The organism is Membranihabitans marinus, assembly GCF_021729155.1.
Taxonomy (GTDB): Bacteria; Bacteroidota; Bacteroidia; order Chitinophagales; family Saprospiraceae; genus Membranihabitans; species Membranihabitans marinus.
This window is the reverse complement of the sequence record NZ_JAJQYA010000006.1, coordinates 125,243-144,109: the sequence shown is the minus strand read 5'-3', so window position 1 is coordinate 144,109 and position 18,867 is coordinate 125,243. Positions and strand designations below refer to the sequence as shown.

The window sequence follows — 18,867 nt, the reverse complement described above, 5'->3', positions numbered from 1 at the left end:
CCAAAGCTACGGATAGAAATATCCATAGAATAAATCGATTAGCCTTTAAAACGCGATACAATGACAGACGACATAATACATAAAGCCCTTCTGGATTACCATAAAATCAGTTTAGAAGAAATGAATAATGTAAAGCTCATGGACAGAGTAGAAACCAAATATGTTTTTTCTGCCAAGCAACTGCCCATTATTCTTGGTCAATTGCAAAACGACTACAAAGTATTGAGGATTTCTGGCACCGAAACCCCGACTTATAAAACCATTTATTTCGATACCGACTCCCTGTATTTTTACAAAGAACACCATCGCAAAAGAAAAAACAGGTACAAGGTGAGGTTTAGAAACTACGTCGATTCCAACCTCACTTTTTTAGAGGTTAAACACAAGCAAAATGGACGTGTGGACAAGCAGAGAATCAAAGTAGATACCGACCATTTCTACCTGAGTAATGAGGATAAACGATTTTTAAGCAAAGCGAATATTCATCAGGGCGAATTAAAAAAACAACTGACCAACTATTACAACCGCATCACCTTGATCTCCAAACACTCAGTAGAGCGTGTCACCTTTGATTTAAACATCAATTTTAAATACAACGATGTGGAAACGGGCTTGGACCAAGTAGTCATATTGGAACTGAAACAACCGCAACTTTCCAGATCTACACCGATTGTTAAAGTATTGAAAAATCTACAGATAAGGCCATACAACGTTAGCAAATACTGCATTGGCTTGATAAAAACCCATGGTGTACAGGAGGTAAAACACAACCGGTTTAAAAAGAAACTTCTTCAACTAAATAAAATAAATACCATATGAACATAACTTGGTTTGATGATGATGTGTACAAATTGCTATTGCGTTTATCGATAAATTTTGTATTTCTCACCCTGATTATAAGATACATTTACTACAATAAAACCAATAGAAAAGACTATCTCTTCACCTATTACCTCATTGGATTTATCATTTTCTTCATCTGTTTTTCAATGAGAAAACTAGATATAGATACCGGAATGGGGCTAGGGCTATTCGCTATTTTTAGCATCATCCGATATCGCACCAGTCAGATAGAAATAAAGGAAATGACCTACTTATTTATTGTCATCGGTTTAAGTGTAATCAACTCCTTGGCATCGAAGAAAATATCTATGCTAGAATTGGGCATTATCAATGTTTTCATCCTGTCCATGACCTATATTATGGAATACAAATGGTTGCTAAAACACGAAGCGAATAAAACCATCTTATTCGAAAACATTAACCTGATCAACATCGAAAAAGAAGAGGAATTAAAAGCTGAATTAGAAAGACGAACGGGTTTGAATATAAATCGCGTAGAAGTGGGCAATCTCAATTTTTTAGACGATACAGCACAAGTAAGAATATTTTATTATGCAGATGAGCAAAACGTATTCGACTATACCAATCCTATCAAATAAATCAAAACTATTTATCATGAAAACCATCTATAAAATAGCGGCCTGTCTCCTATTGACCTTAATATTGGCCATTCCTGAGGGCAAAGCCCAAGAAGGCGAATATTACACCACCAGCGATTTTGAATTATGGACTGGAGCCAGATTAAAATACAAGATTAACAAACTCTGGAGTATGAATTTAGAACACGAGTATCGTTTTAAAGACGATGCCAGTGTTATGGATCAAAATTTCACCGAATTGGGAGTGAAGAGAAATATTGGCGACCAATTCAGCATTGCAGTGGGGGGAAGATACATCAGAAACAACGATACCAATGGCAATAATCAAGGAATTGAAAACCATTTTAGATGGAATGCAGACCTGGGTTACAAAACCGACATAGAGCGATTTACCTTTTCATCTAGATTTCGCTATCAGCAAAAAAATGAATTTTCATCAGAAAACCCCGATGTAAAAACCATTCGTCTAAAAGCCGCGCTGGGCTACAACATAAAGAAATGGAAGCTAGACCCCGAATTTGCTACAGAAATTTTCAATGAAACCAACAGCACTGATTACTTTGACAAAATTAGGTTTACCCTAAGCACATCGTACAATCTGAAAAAGTATGGTGAAATCTCAGGATTCTATCGACTGGAAAAAGAACTCGTCGGTGCATACCCCAAAACCAGTAACATTATAGGTATTCGATACCAGTACACCATTAAAAATAAGAAAAAATGAAAAACAAAATAATCATTATCATATCTGCATTATTGATGGCAGGAAGCTTTGGTTGTAAAGAGGAAATTTTTGTCGAGGAAGGTGAAGTAGCTGGTGGGTTAGCTTCTCACAACAACGGTTATCCGGCCGATTACGATGTGGTTTTCGACGATTCAAAAGTAAATAAAATAGTGATCAAGTTTTCTGCTGACGATTGGAGTGATATGCAACAAGACCTAGTTGATAAAATAAGTGGCAGCGGGGGTGGTCGTCCTGGCGGCGTTCAAACTTTTTCCAATGAAGACCCTTCTTATTTTCCCGCAAATATTTATTTCAATGATTTGGTTTGGGAAAATGTTGGTGTGCGTTACAAGGGCAACTCTTCCTTAAGAGCCAACAGTGGAAAATTGCCATTGCGTTTTGATTTTGATGAATTTGAAGACGACTATGAAGGCATATACAACCAACGGTTTTATGGGTTTAAAGAACTTTCTTTAAGCAGCAATTATAACGATGCTTCTTTGATTAGAGAAAAATCTGCTGATGAATTATTTAGAAGTTTTGGAGTACCTGCGGTACGCACCGCTTTTTATGAAGTGTATATAGACAAGGGGAATGGAGAGGAATACTATGGAGTATATACCATGTGTGAAGTGGTGTTCGACACCTTTCTCGAGGATTATTTTGGAAGCAATACGGGCAATTGTTACAAACCCGAAGACGATGGGGCAAGCTTTGCCCAGGCCGGATTTACATTGGATGGATTTGAACTAAAAACCAATGAGGACATAGGCGATAAGAGCGACATTACCGAAATGTATAATTATTTACACGCCAGCAACAGAACCACCGATGCCGCACAGTGGCGAGCCGACTTGGAAAGTGTTTTTGATGTGGATGGGTTTTTAAGATATTTGGCCGTCAACAACACCATACAGATTTGGGACACCTACGGGAATATGCCCCACAACTACTATTTATACCACGACCCTGCCGATGATTTAATAAAATGGATTGTTTGGGACAACAACGAAGCATTTCAAAATGGCAATTCGAGCGGCTCATTGTCTTTTGCCATGAATGAAGTAGGCAGCAACTGGCCTCTCATCAATTACATAGCCAATGATGAAGTGTATTTCAACACCTACAAAACATATGTAAAATCATTTATCGAGTCCTATTTTTCGACTTCCATCATGGATGGTATATATTCGAGCAAGGAGGATTTACTTCAAGAATCTGCTGATGCTGAGAGATCTGGTTATTCATATGTAAATGGACGATTCAATTCGGCTATAAGCACACTGAAATCCCATAACGCCAGTCGTGTTGCTGCAGCGAATTCTTTTCTACAGTAAAATGGAATCAATACAACATCATCAGCGCCATTCACTATAGCAAACCGCAATGGATAGAATAGTGGATGGTTGGCCACTGTGCTGAGGTGACCGAATGCAGTACGAAGTACCAAAGGTCGTAAATCGACCTTTGATGAGGGAACCGGAGCCACTGTGCTCCGGCGTGGTATTAATAATACTTCATGCTAATCTTTATTGGCATCAATGGATAAAAAATTCGATTTATGTAAATTAGATTTAGACGCAAAATTTTGCGTCTCTACCAAGACGTGACTGCATAAAATTCGATAGTAAATTTTATGTAATCTCGTCATGCCACTGCGTCTCTTCTAATTTTTTTTGGAGACGCAAGGCATTGCGTCTCTACGTTACATGACTGCAACGTAATTCGATAGGTTTTCAGCCACTGTGCTCCGGCGTGACCGAGCAAAATCCGAAGGATGACTGAACATGACTGAATATAGTTACTCGAAGAGTAATCCAATTGATTAATTATCAATTGGATGAAGAAACCGAGGGTTCCATCCCTCGGGTGGGTGGACAAAAGCATCTGAGACCGTAAATCGGTCTAAGGTGAAGGAACCACGACCACCGTGTTGTGGATGGGGATGCCAGGATAAAGGAGCCGAAACCTTTATGTTTCGAGTGGGTTGGCCTTGCGTCTCATAAAATTTTTTTTGGAGACGCAAGGCATTGCGTCTCTACGTTTCGTGACTGCAACGTAGTTCGTATTATTTCCTTTGTCAACACAGGTTATATAAACAAAAAAAGAGCTATGAATACAATTATTCATAACTCTTTAATTTAAGTAGCGTGAGGCGGGCTTGAACCGCCGACCTCAGGATTATGAATCCTGCGCTCTAACCAGCTGAGCTACCACGCCAACTATATTCTTTATAAGCATACTTACTGCCTATCTCTCCACCTCTTTTCTCCAGGCCAGATTGCCCTTCCAAATTGGTTTCCTTTTTTAAGGATGGCAAAGATAAAAGTTATTTTGAAAACAACAATTAATTCGGCAAAAAGTGTTGCAGTAAATCGATGTTTTCCAATCCAATGCAGGTAAGCTGGCTTGAATTATTCTACCACTTCCCCGGCCAAACTTCCATCTACCAATATCCTTCCACAGTGCTCACAGATGATTACTTTGTTCATCAATGATATCTCCAATTGAGTCTGAGGTGGAATTTTGTTGAAACATCCACCGCATGAATTCCGTGAAACCGTCACTACAGACAAGCCATTTCTATACGAAGAACGAATCTTGTCATAGGCTTTCAACAATCTTGGCTCAATTTTGTCGCGTTGTTTCTTAGAATCTGAGACCAACTTTTTCTCCTCCTTATCGGTGTTGGAAATAATTTTATCGAGTTCAGCTTTCTTGTTGCTCAATGCCTCTTTCTTAACCTCCAATCTCTCCTGAGTCTCAGACAAAACTTCTTTCTTGGCTTCAGCTTTTACAACGGTATCTCGCTTTCTTTTCTCAGACAATTCAATCTCCAATTTCTGAAGCTCCAATTCCTTGGACAATGCCTCGTACTCTCTGTTGTTTTTTACATCGTCCAACTGTTTGTTATATCTTTCGATCAACATATTGGACTCTTTAATATTGGCATCTTGCTTGCTCAACTCATCTTCAAACTCGGCAATCGTTCCCTGAAGTCTCTCGATCCGCTTATTTAAACCTTCGATCTCATCTTCTAAATCATTGACTTCTACTGGGAGTTCTCCTTTTAAGACCTCTATCTTATCTAATTCAGAATCAATCTCTTGAAGCCTATATAGCTCTGTTAACTTTTCTTCTACTGTCAACTCTTTCTTCTTTGCCATAGTCATTAATTAAGTATTTATATATAATAATGCACGGGATTTGTATCGTGTTCTGTACAATGCGATGCAAAATTACGAAAATTATTGTTAATTAGCTTATTAAGTAAATTTATAGTAAATTTTTCACTCTCATAATGCCCAATATCCAAGATAACGATATCATTGTTGGCATCAAAATACTGGTGATACTTAAAGTCCGCAGTAATAAAGACTTGCGCCCCAGATTCAATAGCAGTTTGCAATAAAAAACTACCAGAACCACCACATGCAGCCACCTCAGAAACCATTAAATCACTGTCAAAACCAGTGTGTTTAATCACTTGCAAGCCAAAACTTTCCTTGACTTTTTTCAAAAATTCCAATATGGGCATAGCCTCAGCCAATCGACCTTTGATCCCACTACCTATGCCTATTTGATCCGGACGAGGTTTGAGAATAGACAAGTCTTGTAAATCGATTTGTTGGGCCAACCTCTCATTGACACCATTGCTTAAAACATTGTCCAAATTGGTGTGGATAGCATATATGGCAATATCGTGTTTAATGGCCAAAATAATGGCTTGCTGGATATAATCACTGCCGTTGAACCGCTTCAGTCCCGAAAACACAATGGGATGATGGGCAACAATAAGGTTTTTTTTCTTGTCAATGGCTTCTTGAATTACGGCAGGTGTGGTATCCAATGCGCACAATAGTCCAGTAACTTCCCAATCTGGATGACCTACGATCAATCCCGCATTGTCATAGGATTCTTGCAAATGCAATGGTGCTATCGATTCCAAGTAATCTGTTACGTCTCTTACCTTAGCCATAGTTTTTCAATATTGATTCAATAATAAGACTGGTACTTTTGCCCTCGACCAATGGTACGGTGGCTACTCGACCACCATTGCCCTCTACCACTTCTCTTCCTACAATATCATCAATGGCATAGTCGCCGCCTTTAATTAAAACATCTGGTTGGATTCTCTCAATCCACTTGAATGGTGTATCTTCTTCAAAAACTAATACGTAATCTATAAATGAAAATGAAGCCAAATGAATAACCCTATCCTCTTCTTCGATAATAGGTCGCCCCTCTCCCTTCAATCTGCGAATGGAATCATCGCTATTTACACCTACAATGAGCTGTCCTCCCATAGCTTTACATTCCGCCAAATATTCTATATGACCGCGGTGAATAATATCAAAACACCCATTCGTCCACACTAGTGGCCGATGGCGTTCACCTAAAATTTCCCGAAAATTGGACTCGTTAATTATTTTCTTCTGTATGAAGGCTGGGAACATTGCTGTGTTTTAATTTATATTTTTTATTGACCAAAGGTAATACAATAAGAGAAATGATGCCAGTCAAAAAATTGACACATATGTTGATGACAATAAAAATAATCATAGCAAATGAAAAACCATCAGGCCCCGACACCCCAAATATTCCCAATGCGGCAATGACCATGGCGTGATAGGTACCCATCCCTCCAGGAGAAGGCAATACCATACCCAATCCACCAAATATAAAGACCAATAAACCGGCCAATGGACTGAGGTGACTGGTGGACTCAAAGCTAAAAAAGGGCAGATATGTCATGAAAAAATACATCAAATAAATATTGATACTATGCAGGACCAATAAAGGGAAATTTTTCACCTTTCGAATGCTCATAATGCCTTTGGCAAACTGTTGCAATTTGATTTTGACCGCCACTATTAATGGATGATTTTTCAACTTGTTGTAGAGAAAATAAGCCAATCCCACAAGAACAGCTAACACCAATAAAACCTGCAATACCAAGCCCAAAGAAATGACTGGCATTGTTGCATTTTCACTTAAATAATCGATGAGGAGTCTAGATCCGAAGATAAATCCGAGACCAAAAATCACCAATAACCCCAGCAAATCCAGCAAGCGATCAGTGACCACTGTACCCATTACTTTGGCGGCATCTACTCTCTCATACCTAGCGATAATACTGGCTCTTACAAATTCCCCTAGACGAGGAATGGCCAAATTGGCCAAATATCCCACCATTGTCGCCAAAAAGGTATTGCGTGTCTTCACGGATTCCCCTCCAGCTTCTAACAACATTTTCCATCGAATAGCCCTTGACACATTGCTCAACATATAGAGTACAATGGTCAGAATCAACCATCGAAGATCGGCCGTCCTTACATCGGTTAGTATTTTATCGATCAACCCACAATCGCCAGCATCATTCCCCAATCCTGTGCAATATTCTAAATACTGATTGGACTGCACAGTGAATACATAGTACAATATCGCTGAGCCCAGGGATAAAAAGACCAATAATTGGATGGCTTGTTTAATGTTTTTTTTCAAATGTGCTAATCTATCCTATTATTATCCTGTGGATAAATGGTAGTAGGTTCAAAATTTTTAGCTTCTTCCGGAGTCATCCAGCCATATGAAATGATAATGACGATATCTCCTACTTCTACTTTTCGAGCGGCTGCCCCATTCAAGCAAATAACTCCACTACCCCGCTCACCTGCGATGACATAAGTCTCGAGACGCTCGCCATTGTTGTTATTGACAATCTGTACTCGTTCACCTTCCTGAATATGGGAAGCATCCATTAGATCTTCATCTATGGTAATACTACCTACATAATGGAGGTTGGCTTCAGTTACGACAGCTCTATGAATTTTTGATTTAAATCTTTGAATCAGCATGATGCTGCAAATTTATAAATATTACCAATTAATTTTAGGAATAACTTGAAACTATTGTTCAATGTATAGATATTTAACCTATCCAGTGTCCTAAACACCGAAATAAGCAAAAGAGTTTAGAATTTCCCATGAACCAACATATTATCGATCAATCGAACATCGTTAGCCCATACGGCCAACACAGCTACCACATTGTCTGCATCGCCATGACTAGACAAAATCGTAAGATCTTGGGCATTTAAAAATTCCAAATACTCCAACTTAAAAAACGGCAAATCCAGTTTCTTACAGGCTTCTTCTTTCAGAGCGGAAATGGGAGTTTCACTAAACTGCTGTCGACAATACATCAAGGTATCGTGAAGCAAATGGACGTGAGGCAATACTTCCTCGTCCAATCTACTGTTTCGACTACTTATGGCCAATCCCGATGATTGACGAACAATGGGACAAGGTATTAAGTCGACCTCTATACCCAATTGTTGGATCATATGCTGTATAATGGTGAGTTGTTGTAAATCCTTTTGTCCCATAAACAACATCTGAGGTCTTACCATGTCCAACAATCTTGCCACCACTTGCATCACCCCTTCAAAATGCCCCTTTCTAAAGGCAGCTTCCAAGGTATTTCCCAAATGCCCCAAATCTACATTGGGTACAGGGGCTTTGCCTTCTTTATACACTTCGGACACCGCTGGACAGAAGACAGCATCGCAACCAATATGATACAACAATTCGAGATCGGCATCCACGGTTCTCGGGTATTTTTCCAAATCACTCTTGTCGTTAAACTGGGTGGGATTGACGAAAATACTGGCCACCGTATAACAACCTCTATCTTTCGACGCCTCTATCAGTGACTCATGTCCTCGGTGTAATGCTCCCATGGTAGGTACAAATCCTATGGGTTTGGAAGATATTTTATCCAAATGTTGACGCAATGCCAACTCTGTTTTAAATAGAAACATAGATATTATTTATTAAACCATTTGATCAATACCTGTTCGGCCAATTTGCCTTGAGGAGTATAATCTTTTTCCTTATTGCGAATGCGATAATTGTCGGGATACCACTTCCACAGAAATCCCCCATACCACCAGGAGGCAGAATGAAATGATTGATAGAGGGCATCGATGGCTATCTGTTGAGCTTCTTGACTGACTTCCAATTCTTTAATCATTTTTTCCTTTTCCCAAGTATTGTGAGCATTGTATTCTGTACTTAGATATCCATATTCCGTAAATAAAATATCCTTGTTCCATTTTTTATGAAAAGTTTCCAATTTCTTGCGGATCGGTTTCCACGCTTCGGTCAAATCAGACATGGAAGCCACTTTGTCATCGTGCAGAGGAAAATAGGCATTGACGCCAATATAATCGAGACGATCCCAAAAATCCACCATTTCATATTCATCCCAATTGGAGGCATAAGTCAACGGACCAGAATATATCGACTTTACTGAATCGATCACTTCTTGCCAGAACTGAGGGCGGTAAATTACAAACTGTTTTAGTTCGGTACCTATACAAAACATATCCACTGATGTGGAGTCGGCCACACGGGCATAGGTCGTAATATATTCCAGGTAATCTTCTTCCCAACTCCTCCACTCTTCTTCACTTTCGTATTTAATGTCACCGCACCAGATCCCACGAGCCCAAATATGGGGTTTGAGCAAGACTTTGAGTTGACTGTTATGAGCCATTTCAACACATCTGATAATGCCGTTAATTTTTTCTCCCCACCACTGTCTGTCATTATTAAAATGTACAGCTGGTTCGTCGGTCGCTGTAAATCCAAAAGGATTGAGGGCTACCCAATTGGCATTGATTTTACTGATTTCCAGCATAGGATTGTTGTCGAACTCTTTTGGCGGGGCCACTAAGGTCACTCCATTGGCAATCTCATGATGACGATCCACGCTGAGATCTCCTCTATCGGTAGATAGAATGCAGCAACTCAGGGAGGAGCAAAATAATATGAATAATAGATAATATCCTTTCAAGTCAAATTTTCTATGAATTAAAGAAAAATTTCGATTACAAAATAATTAATTTATACTATTAAAATTTTAACCATATTGACATTTTGTCAAAAAATAGAGGTCGTTCTTGAAATTATCATATATTTAATTGGTTTTTCATATAATTATTTTAATAAACGAAGTGTTTTATTGTATATTTGTCAACGTAATCAATAAGATGATTATTTTAATAACATACTGTGAGGTGACGAAATAGGCAGCCGTGCCCTCTTGTCTCGAGGGTGGAGATCACGGAATAAACTAGATATAATGGCTTTTTCTTTAGATTTAAGTCTATAATTATATTTCAGCTAACCGCTCTGTGTAGGTTCGATTCCTACTCTCACAGCCAATGAAGGCCGAATATCGCATTGATGTTCGGCCTTTTTCATTTTACCACCTGCAGTATATTCGCTATTGAACAATGAAGATTTAATGATATTGTTCAAATTTAATTAAGCTCGCTGGTAAATTTTGCTTTTAATTCCAAGTGCATTTTATACTAAGATTACATGAAATTCGACGGTTAAATTCCCCTCCGTTGGAGGGGTGTCTGACTTGTCAGACGGGGTGGTTCGATTGAAAAAAAAATAAACTTTAATATCTACTATTGAATTTCCATACCACCCCGTCAGTAAACTGACACCCCTCCAAAGGAGGGGAATTATCTAGGATGACTGAATGAAGTTGTCCTGTTGGACAACCCGATGGATTAAATATCCATCGGATGAAGGAACCGAAACCACCGTGTTTCGGGTGGGTGACTGAATGCAGTTGCACGAAGTGCAACCCAATTGATTAAATATCAATTGGATGAAGGAACCGAGGCCACTGTGCCGAGGCGTGGTATTAATACAACTTCATGATAATCTTCACCGTGCTGAAGCGTGACTGCAATGTAAATCCTATAGAATATATTACCGTGCCGAGACTGCATTTAAATTGACAAGCTTAAAATTTCATTTTACATCAATAATAAAATAGTATTGAAGGAGCCGAAACCTTTATGTTTCGAGTGGGTTAGCCTTGCGTCTCATATAAATTTTTTTGGAGACGCAAGGCATTGCGTCTCTACGTTATCAAAATGAATTAAAAGATTCCGTCGCAGCACGGTGGCTAAAAACCTAACGATTTATAGGGCAATCACGCCGGAGCACAGTGGTAAAATACCTAACAATTTACAGGGCAATCACGCCGGAGTGAACGAATGAAGTACAAAGTACCGTAGACCGTAAATCGGTCTACGATGAGAGAAGTCATGCCCACTGCGGCATGACGAGATTCCATAGAGTACAAACAATGTTGATTTGGCGGACTTTTTGCATTGTCAATCTCCTGATACGAAGAGATCATAACTTTTCATTCCTTGTAATAATATATTAAGATCAATTGGACAAAAAGTGTGACAAATCCATGTGAATACATCAGTGATTCAGATCAAAGCCATAGATTTTCGGATGACGATTTACGGTGCAGTCATCCCGAGTCTAAAAATTAATGATCTGTCTACTATATATCAATTATTAAAATCAAATCTCTTTCTCCTCCGTTTAATTTTCGTACATTAATTTATTTATTTATCGAACACCATAGCAAAATGAAAGGATTCTACGTCGCAGCGACCAATCAACATGTAGGCAAGACCACCTCAACTCTTGGCCTTGCAGCTATCTTCCGATCCATGGATTACAATGTCGGATACTGCAAACCAGTTGGACAACAATATTTAGACCTCGACAACTTGCGAGTAGACAAAGACACCTTATTGTTTGCCGACTTACTGGGATTTAATTTAGAACCACATTTACACTCCCCGGTCATATTGGGCAACGGCGCGACTTCGGCCTATCTGGACAATCCCTCAGACTTTCACTTTAAAGAGGACGTTATCCAGGCGGCCAACTACCTGTCCAAAGAACACGAAATAGTTATATATGAAGGCACAGGTCATACCGGAGTAGGTAGTGTAGTCAACCTCTCCAATGCCGATGTGGCCAAACTCCTAGACTTAGGGGTGATAATGATAGTAGAAGGCGGTATCGGTCGCACCATTGACCGCCTCAATATGAGTGTTGCCATGTTCCGAGAACAAAACGTACCCATTATCGGTGTTATCATCAATAAAGTCATTCCAGAAAAAATGGATAAAATCAAACACTATGTCGGTATAAAATTAAAAGAAATGGGACTGCCTCTATTGGGCTGCATCCCATACGACAAAACCATGGCCTTCCCTATCATCAAAAGTTTGCTCAATAGCATAAACGGCTTTGTCACCGCCAACGACCATATGGTTTACAACAAAGTAGAAGATATAATTTCTGGGTCCATTGTTGAAATGAATAATCTTTCTGGTCTTAAAAATCAATTGCTGGTGACAGCGGCAGATAAAATAGATGAAGTCGTTGAAAAATTTATTCTTTGGTCATCGGTCAACCCCAATCACTCCTGCCCACTATCCGGTGTAATCGCCACAGGTAAAGGAGACCTTTCCATGACAACGGAAAGATATATTATGGAAAATGAAATCCCTTTTATTCGCACCGACTTAGACACATTGGGTACGGTATTGAAAATATCAAAAATTGAAGTAAAGATCAATTTAAAAACCCCCTGGAAAATAAATCGAGCCATCGAACTCATTAAAGAAAATATCGATTTGGAATTATTAAAAGAATCACTCCAAAAATAACAACACGACAACCTTCGGTTAATATCAAATGTGTTTATAATTGAGAAATAAATTAGAAGAGTAAAAAGGGAATCCTTTTGCCCATAATCCATCCTACAAGACTATGTGCAAAAGGAGAATTTCCCGCGTTAGATGCAATCATTTTATATTGTCTATCTCCAAAACCGATCTTTTCACAATCGACACCATTACAAAAACCACATTGTCTGATTCAATGGGTAAAAACAGCATGATGTGTTGGTAAAATCCTAATGTTGGAAGAGAAAAATTAAATCATATCTTAATGAAGTCATTTTTTTCTTAAAATAACACTAATTATATGGATAATACCAATATTTTTTCTTATGTTTATGACAGTTAGATGCAGCCCTTATATGTTCATCTTCACATAATTGATCTTTTCACAATCAGAGAGTTAGTAAAATCCTATTAAATCAACATCGAGGGCTGCTTTTTTAAAAAACGATACCTGATCCTACTTCGCTGCTTTCTTCCAGAAAAAATTTTAAAAAAAATCGACTTTTGACTAGTACCTTTTCTAATCAAGGTTTTTTATTTAATTGGCAATTGTTGTTTCCATTAATTCAAAAAATTAACAATCAACCCATTATGCATTACGCTTAGATCTGCTTTATTGCCCATCGAGATCGAAAATTTTTATTTCAATAGAGAAAAAAAATTTCCAAATAAATTTTCAACCATGGAAAAATGTTTCCATTTTCCGGTTTACTCCAGCGATTCAGTTAAAACACCATGGTTTTAGTTTATTCATAATAATTAATGAAAACTATTTAACAGTCTCCTCTATACTTATTCATATAAATTTTCGGTTTAAATAATCCCCCTTATCCTCAATATGGTTTAATGGCAAAAGTGCATTAAATCTCCCGACCAAAGAGTAATCGAAGTTTCTGCTTATACCAATAAATGTAAAACTACCCATGCTAAATGTAAAATCATTATTGCTTCTGTTATTCGCTTTGCCTTGCACTATCTGGGCACAATGTCTTGAAGGCGATTGTATCTCTGGACACGGAATTCAAAAAAACACAGATGGATCTACCTACACAGGTGAATTTCATGGTGGAAAATACCACGGGACAGGAGTATTGGTCTCCATATCGGGAAACGTATATGAAGGAGATTGGCAAAATGGACTAAAGTCAGGTAAAGGAAAAATGAACTTTCACAATGGCGCCTCCTATCTCGGATCATTCCAAAACAATAGGATGGAAGGAGAAGGTAAATACTTTTTTGCCAATGGGGATTTGTTTTCCGGTCATTTTATCAAAGACAGCCCCAATGGACCGGGAAGCTTAATTAAAAAAAGTGGCAAAGTCTATAGCGGTAAATGGCGGGATGGCAAGCTCCTACCCAAAACCAATGAAGTAAGTCCAGCAACCTCAGAAGTACTCAATACCAGTGTCAATATTTATTTAGTCATTGTAGGGATATCGCGATATGAAAATTTTAAAACCTTAAAATATTCAGACGACGACGCCTACAGAGTATATGCCTTCTTTAAAAGTCCAGAGGGAGGAGCAGTTCCAGAGAAAAACATTCGCATCCTCATCGATGAGAGTGCAACCAAAGAAAACATCTATCATGCCATGGAAGAAATAACCACAAAAGCCGACGAAAACGATGTGGTCATTTGTTATTTTGCCGGTCACGGCCTCAATGGATATTTCCTACCTGTGGATTCTGATGGTTACCGACATAAAATATCTTATTACAATTTGCAAAATTTTCTATCCCAGTCCAAGTCCCAAAAAAGAATTTTCATGGCCGATGCCTGTTTCAGCGGAAGTCTTATGGCGTCCAGAGATGGCAACGATGTAAATATTGACAAATTCTACCAAGCCCTTATGAAGACCCAAGAGAGCACTGCCTTCTTATTGTCTTCCAAGGAAGAAGAGTTCTCAAAGGAATCCAGCGGCCTCCGTCAGGGAGTATTTTCTTATTACCTCATTCAAGGTCTACAGGGTTACGCCGATGCCGACCACAACGACATGGTCACCATAGACGAACTATACAATTATATAAGAAACGAGGTCAGGACATACACCAAAAATGAGCAGAATCCCATACTATTAGGGCAGTATTCACCCAATCTACCATTAAGTTGGATACGTAAAATAGAATAACCTGTTGTTTTATAAATAATTATTATTACCTTTGCGCTCCATTTATTTAACCGCGTTCATCTATAACTTAGAGATGAGCTACAAAATTTTTAGAATCCATGCGGACATACGAAGTTACATTTATCGTAGATCCCGTTTTATCAAACGACGAGATCAAAGCTACGGCTAGCAACTATTCTGACCATTTGAAAAATGAAAATTGTCAGATCGTTGCAGTAGAGGATATGGGACTTAAGCCTTTGGCTTACCCTATTGCCAAGAGATCTACAGGTGCTTACTTTAGCATCGAATTTAATTCAGAGAATGGTGAGATCGTCAAAAAGATCGAATTAGCAATGAAACGTGACGAAAGAGTGATCAGACACCTAATTATTAAGTTGGAGAAATTTGGCGTAAAATACAATGACGACAAGCGAAAAGGGCTTATCGGCAAAAAGAGCGCTGAAAAATCAGAATCCAAAGAAAAAGAAAACGCTTAATTAAATAAGCATTATTCAAAAAATTAAATTCGAATCAAAATGGCAAATAGAGACGATATCAAATTTTTATCCAATCCAAATATTGGACAACAGAAAAAGAAATACTGTCGATTTAAGAAATACGGTATTAAACATATCGATTATAAAGATCCAGAGTTTTTGAAAAAGTTTTTAAACGAACAAGGTAAAATATTGCCTAGAAGAATTACAGGTAATTCATTAAAATACCAACGTCAGTTGTCTGTAGCTGTTAAAAGAGCAAGACACTTGGCTCTTTTACCTTACGTAACTGATTTGTTAAAATAAAATTGACCACTTTCAAAAACAGTTTATAATGGAAATTATATTATTAAAAGACGTAGAAAAATTAGGCGAAAAGCATGAAGTGGTTTCAGTAAAACCAGGCTATGCTAGAAACTATTTGCTTCCTCAAGGATTGGCTTTATCTGCCAACCAGTCTAATCTAAAAACTTTAGAACACCTTAGACAAAGAGAAGAGCAAAAAGAATTGGAAAAATTATCCGATTATCAAGCCATCGCCGACTCATTGGAAGGCAAGTCATTGAAAATTGGAGCCAAAGCAGGTGCTGAAGGCAAAATTTTCGGTAGCGTAACCAACCTTCAAATAGCTCAAGCATTGCAAGATCAATTACAAGTAGAAGTATTGCGTAAGAAAATAGAATTACCTGAAGAAGTAAAAACATTGGGTAGCTATACTGCAGTAATTCACTTCCACAAAAATGTACAAGGAAGTATTGCGTTTGAAGTAATTCAAGAGTAATTCTCCAATAGATATTATCTTATAAAGCGTTTGTGCCCAATCGGTACAAACGCTTTTTTTATGTCTATAAACTACTTGAAATCAATAATGATAATATATACATATTTAAATATATACATATGTTGATTCAATCTTTTACTTTAACCACATTTTTGTGAATTTCTTCAACCATGGACTCCATTTTAGACCATTTATCTTCTATGGAATTGTCGTAAGTTAATCCGCGTTGATCGCTAAATCCAATATGAGCATAGTACTGCCAAATTTCGGCTATATCTTCGAAATTGATCTGATAGGGAGGATATAAACTATTATCCGAATAAGCTGTAAAATAATTCTTACCCGGATTGATCGCAAGCCTTTTATAGACTAAACCTTCCCTTTTAGTGATAATAATATAGGTTTTATCCTGTTTCACTTCAGATAAATTGGATACAAGAGTTGATATTATTAACGTCCCCGATTCTAATGGCAACATTGAATCCCCATTGATCTCAAATCCTCGATAATAATTTTTAGGCAAATTGGGGATATGTATTTTAGGCAAATCTTTAACGAATTCAGGGTCACTCATGCTTTCTAAATACCCTGCCTCCGCCTTGCTTTCCACCAACTCTACCGTGCCATAGGATATATATCCATTAGATTGATATCCCCGGTTGAGAGTATATCCTTCCGTTGCAATTTTTCCTTCAGACTCCTCTGTCTGCTTCCCTTTCTCGTCTCCTCTTCCTTTTTTATCTATCGTCCTTCCAACCTCTGTCTTGATTTCATACAGTGGCTGTCTAATCAAAGCATCAATATCCACATCAAAGGCTTGTGCCAACAATACCAACATGGGAATACTTGGTTCAGTTTTACCCCTTTCATAGTCACCGAGAGTTGTTCTAGGCAAGTCCAATTTATCGGCCAAATCCTGTTGAGTCCACTTTTTTTGCTTTCGCAAATATTTAATATTCTGAGCAATCATCATTAAATATACAAAATATGTCGAATAAGTCGACAATTGCACATAAAAAATTGACTGTAAAACCAACTATAATACCGACAGAAAAACTCGTAGAATCCATGAAATTTCACTATATTAATGATTTAGAAATCTAGAATATTACATCAATGATAGCTGCAAATATTCAATGGATAGATTCTATATCGTCAATAATCTTCCTTTTGTATTCGATATTTATTAATTGTCAAACACAATTTATCATGGCATTATCCACTCCAGCTTCTCAATTTATCTTTTTTGGTCTAGGCGCTATTACTGGCTATTTTTTGGCCAATAGACAATGCAGACAATTGACCAAAGATTTGGACACCTTAAACGCCATATTGATTGAAAAAGAAAATGAAATTGAACGATTAGAGCAACACGTAGAACGCCTCCTAGAAGGCTACAAGGCCAATGACATCTTCGTGCCCAGCCCCGACAACACAGACAATCTTACGGCTATCGATGGCATAGGTCCCAAAATTCAGGAATTACTCCACACGCACAACATTCTCAGTTTTGAACAACTGGCTACCACCTCCCTAGACACCTTAAATAAAATATTGAATAGTGCAGGATCTACTTACTCTCTCCACGATCCCAGTTCATGGCCAATACAAGCCCGACTCATCACTGAGGAAGGCAAAGCCGCCTTGAAAAATTGGATCAAAGAACATAAATCTAGCTAAATCTACTAAAATGGTAGAATCTGAATACCAAAGGTTATAGGTGTAACCGTATAACCGGCATCTTTACTGGATTTAAATAATTCATTTAATCCATAAGTACCGTAAAATGTCACCGGTCCGTAACCTATATTGGCCAATAAACCATACTGAAAGTTATTTAAGTGAAATTTATCTTTCACTTTTATTTTGGTCTCATTGGTTTTTTGCACTGTCTTCGCACCGAGCAATACATTGCCGTATACTCCAGCATTGAAGTGAAAACTCTTACTTTTTTTCAATGGATTGCTTTCAAAATTCAACATCAATGGCAGGTGTAAATAAGCAGCTCTCAAATGATTTTTCTTATATGAACTGCTATTTTCATCATCGAGGTCAAAACTTACCTCAGGCGCATTGGCATCTAGGGTAACATTCTCCGAAAATCCATAGTAATTATAAGACAATCCCACGCCGTAGATTAAATTAATATGATGATCGATTATATTAATCCGTTGTTTCATGATATGTAGATTCCAACTCACAGAATTGAGAATATCTGGCTCCATTGGATTAACACCACTTATTTCAGGTAATGTCCCGTCATTGATATAGGTAGCAAAACCCAAATCAAACATTATCCATCTCGTTTTTACATTTTTGAGAGGTTTATCTTTTTTCTTGATGCTAATGTCCAATCCCTCCAGAGCTTCCTCAACCATGGATTCTATTTCATCCTCGATATCGGTTTCTAAATCAGATTCCATTTCATCTTCTATGGCGTCTTCAATCGCTTCATTGATTTCCTCTTCCAAATCGATTTCTATTTCATCCATTTCAGCTAAAACTTCTCTCAAAGCCAACTCTAATTCAGCTCTAAATGTATCATTTTTAGTTTCCATTACTTTTTCCATTACCCGATTCACCAAGCTGTCAATCCGCATTTCTAACACTTCTTTTTGACTAGGTGTGGGGGAAGTCTTTGGTTGATCTTGAGCCACTACCTCAGTGACGGACAACAAATATATAATGATGGACAACCATACTGATATTGATAATATTTTCATG

21 protein-coding genes and 1 tRNA gene are annotated in these 18,867 nt (G+C 37.9%); 10 read left to right on the top strand and 12 right to left on the bottom strand.

Annotated elements, in window-relative coordinates:
• Positions 1 to 60 precede the first annotated feature (60 nt).
• From LVD51_RS06205 to LVD51_RS06190, 4 genes are read left to right on the top strand one after another with little or no spacing between them, the layout of a single operon-like run.
• Entirely contained in the window at positions 61 to 819 is a 759-nt protein-coding gene (locus tag LVD51_RS06205) for a polyphosphate polymerase domain-containing protein (RefSeq protein ID WP_236970337.1), read from the top strand.
• Positions 816 to 1,442: a DUF4956 domain-containing protein gene (locus tag LVD51_RS06200; RefSeq protein WP_236970336.1), complete on the top strand. Its 627-nt coding sequence runs from the start codon at positions 816 to 818 to the stop codon at positions 1,440 to 1,442. Before LVD51_RS06205 ends, LVD51_RS06200 begins: the two co-directional genes overlap by 4 nt.
• 16 nt (positions 1,443 to 1,458) lie before the next feature.
• Positions 1,459 to 2,166 carry a DUF2490 domain-containing protein gene (locus LVD51_RS06195; protein WP_236970335.1) on the top strand — a complete coding sequence of 236 codons (708 nt, stop codon included), beginning with the start codon at positions 1,459 to 1,461 and terminating at the stop codon, positions 2,164 to 2,166.
• Positions 2,163 to 3,503, top strand: coding sequence for a CotH kinase family protein (locus LVD51_RS06190; RefSeq protein WP_236970334.1), 1,341 nt, complete (start codon positions 2,163 to 2,165; stop codon positions 3,501 to 3,503). Before LVD51_RS06195 ends, LVD51_RS06190 begins: the two co-directional genes overlap by 4 nt.
• A gap of 809 nt (positions 3,504 to 4,312) precedes the next feature.
• Here the strand turns inward: LVD51_RS06190 and LVD51_RS06185 are convergent.
• The 10 genes from LVD51_RS06185 to LVD51_RS06145 form a co-directional block, all read right to left on the bottom strand.
• A tRNA-Met gene (locus LVD51_RS06185) sits at positions 4,313 to 4,386 on the bottom strand.
• Positions 4,364 to 4,486: a hypothetical protein gene (locus LVD51_RS19975; protein ID WP_262912730.1), complete on the bottom strand. Its 123-nt coding sequence runs from the start codon at positions 4,484 to 4,486 to the stop codon at positions 4,364 to 4,366. Before LVD51_RS19975 ends, LVD51_RS06185 begins: the two co-directional genes overlap by 23 nt.
• A gap of 94 nt (positions 4,487 to 4,580) precedes the next feature.
• Complete coding sequence (locus LVD51_RS06180) at positions 4,581 to 5,333, bottom strand: zinc ribbon domain-containing protein (protein WP_236970333.1); 753 nt, start codon at positions 5,331 to 5,333, stop codon at positions 4,581 to 4,583.
• A 17-nt stretch (positions 5,334 to 5,350) separates the two neighbouring features.
• Positions 5,351 to 6,145 carry a Nif3-like dinuclear metal center hexameric protein gene (locus LVD51_RS06175; protein ID WP_236970332.1) on the bottom strand — a complete coding sequence of 265 codons (795 nt, stop codon included), beginning with the start codon at positions 6,143 to 6,145 and terminating at the stop codon, positions 5,351 to 5,353.
• The gene (rfaE2, locus tag LVD51_RS06170) at positions 6,138 to 6,623 is read right to left on the bottom strand and encodes a D-glycero-beta-D-manno-heptose 1-phosphate adenylyltransferase (RefSeq protein ID WP_236970331.1); all 486 of its coding nucleotides are present in this window, start codon (positions 6,621 to 6,623) and stop codon (positions 6,138 to 6,140) included. The genes LVD51_RS06175 and rfaE2 overlap by 8 nt, the downstream gene beginning before the upstream one ends.
• Positions 6,589 to 7,671: a lysylphosphatidylglycerol synthase transmembrane domain-containing protein gene (locus tag LVD51_RS06165; RefSeq protein ID WP_236970330.1), complete on the bottom strand. Its 1,083-nt coding sequence runs from the start codon at positions 7,669 to 7,671 to the stop codon at positions 6,589 to 6,591. Before LVD51_RS06165 ends, rfaE2 begins: the two co-directional genes overlap by 35 nt.
• 5 nt (positions 7,672 to 7,676) lie before the next feature.
• Complete coding sequence (gene panD, locus LVD51_RS06160; RefSeq protein WP_236970329.1) at positions 7,677 to 8,024, bottom strand: aspartate 1-decarboxylase; 348 nt, start codon at positions 8,022 to 8,024, stop codon at positions 7,677 to 7,679.
• Between the two features lie 116 nt (positions 8,025 to 8,140).
• On the bottom strand, positions 8,141 to 8,989 hold the full coding sequence (panC, locus tag LVD51_RS06155) for a pantoate--beta-alanine ligase (protein ID WP_236970328.1): 849 nt from the start codon (positions 8,987 to 8,989) through the stop codon (positions 8,141 to 8,143).
• 5 nt (positions 8,990 to 8,994) lie between these two features.
• The gene (locus tag LVD51_RS06150) at positions 8,995 to 10,026 is read right to left on the bottom strand and encodes a glycoside hydrolase family 113 (protein ID WP_236970327.1); all 1,032 of its coding nucleotides are present in this window, start codon (positions 10,024 to 10,026) and stop codon (positions 8,995 to 8,997) included.
• A 329-nt stretch (positions 10,027 to 10,355) separates the two neighbouring features.
• Positions 10,356 to 10,493 (bottom strand): hypothetical protein, encoded by a 138-nt coding sequence (locus tag LVD51_RS06145; protein ID WP_236970326.1) that lies wholly within the window; start codon positions 10,491 to 10,493, stop codon positions 10,356 to 10,358.
• A 1,148-nt stretch (positions 10,494 to 11,641) separates the two neighbouring features.
• Here LVD51_RS06145 and LVD51_RS06140 point away from each other — a divergent pair.
• The 5 genes from LVD51_RS06140 (at position 11,642) to rplI (ending at position 16,143) form a co-directional block, all read left to right on the top strand.
• Positions 11,642 to 12,736: a dethiobiotin synthase gene (locus tag LVD51_RS06140; RefSeq protein WP_236970325.1), complete on the top strand. Its 1,095-nt coding sequence runs from the start codon at positions 11,642 to 11,644 to the stop codon at positions 12,734 to 12,736.
• Positions 12,737 to 13,677: 941 nt separating this feature from the next.
• On the top strand, positions 13,678 to 14,883 hold the full coding sequence (locus LVD51_RS06135; RefSeq protein ID WP_236970324.1) for a caspase family protein: 1,206 nt from the start codon (positions 13,678 to 13,680) through the stop codon (positions 14,881 to 14,883).
• Between the two features lie 98 nt (positions 14,884 to 14,981).
• Positions 14,982 to 15,362, top strand: a complete 381-nt coding sequence (gene rpsF / locus LVD51_RS06130; protein ID WP_236970323.1) for a 30S ribosomal protein S6 — start codon at positions 14,982 to 14,984, stop codon at positions 15,360 to 15,362.
• 39 nt (positions 15,363 to 15,401) lie between these two features.
• On the top strand, positions 15,402 to 15,668 hold the full coding sequence (gene rpsR, locus LVD51_RS06125) for a 30S ribosomal protein S18 (protein WP_236970322.1): 267 nt from the start codon (positions 15,402 to 15,404) through the stop codon (positions 15,666 to 15,668).
• Positions 15,669 to 15,696: 28 nt separating this feature from the next.
• Positions 15,697 to 16,143 (top strand): 50S ribosomal protein L9, encoded by a 447-nt coding sequence (rplI, locus tag LVD51_RS06120; RefSeq protein WP_236970321.1) that lies wholly within the window; start codon positions 15,697 to 15,699, stop codon positions 16,141 to 16,143.
• A 127-nt stretch (positions 16,144 to 16,270) separates the two neighbouring features.
• Here rplI and LVD51_RS06115 read toward each other — a convergent pair whose 3' ends face one another.
• The gene (locus LVD51_RS06115; RefSeq protein ID WP_262912733.1) at positions 16,271 to 17,113 is read right to left on the bottom strand and encodes an XRE family transcriptional regulator; all 843 of its coding nucleotides are present in this window, start codon (positions 17,111 to 17,113) and stop codon (positions 16,271 to 16,273) included.
• A gap of 239 nt (positions 17,114 to 17,352) precedes the next feature.
• Here LVD51_RS06115 and LVD51_RS06110 point away from each other — a divergent pair, with 239 nt between their 5' ends.
• Positions 17,353 to 17,823: a hypothetical protein gene (locus tag LVD51_RS06110; RefSeq protein WP_236970319.1), complete on the top strand. Its 471-nt coding sequence runs from the start codon at positions 17,353 to 17,355 to the stop codon at positions 17,821 to 17,823.
• A 5-nt stretch (positions 17,824 to 17,828) separates the two neighbouring features.
• Here the strand turns inward: LVD51_RS06110 and LVD51_RS06105 are convergent, their stop codons facing one another.
• Entirely contained in the window at positions 17,829 to 18,866 is a 1,038-nt protein-coding gene (locus LVD51_RS06105; protein ID WP_236970318.1) for a porin family protein, read from the bottom strand.
• Position 18,867: the final 1 nt, after the last annotated feature.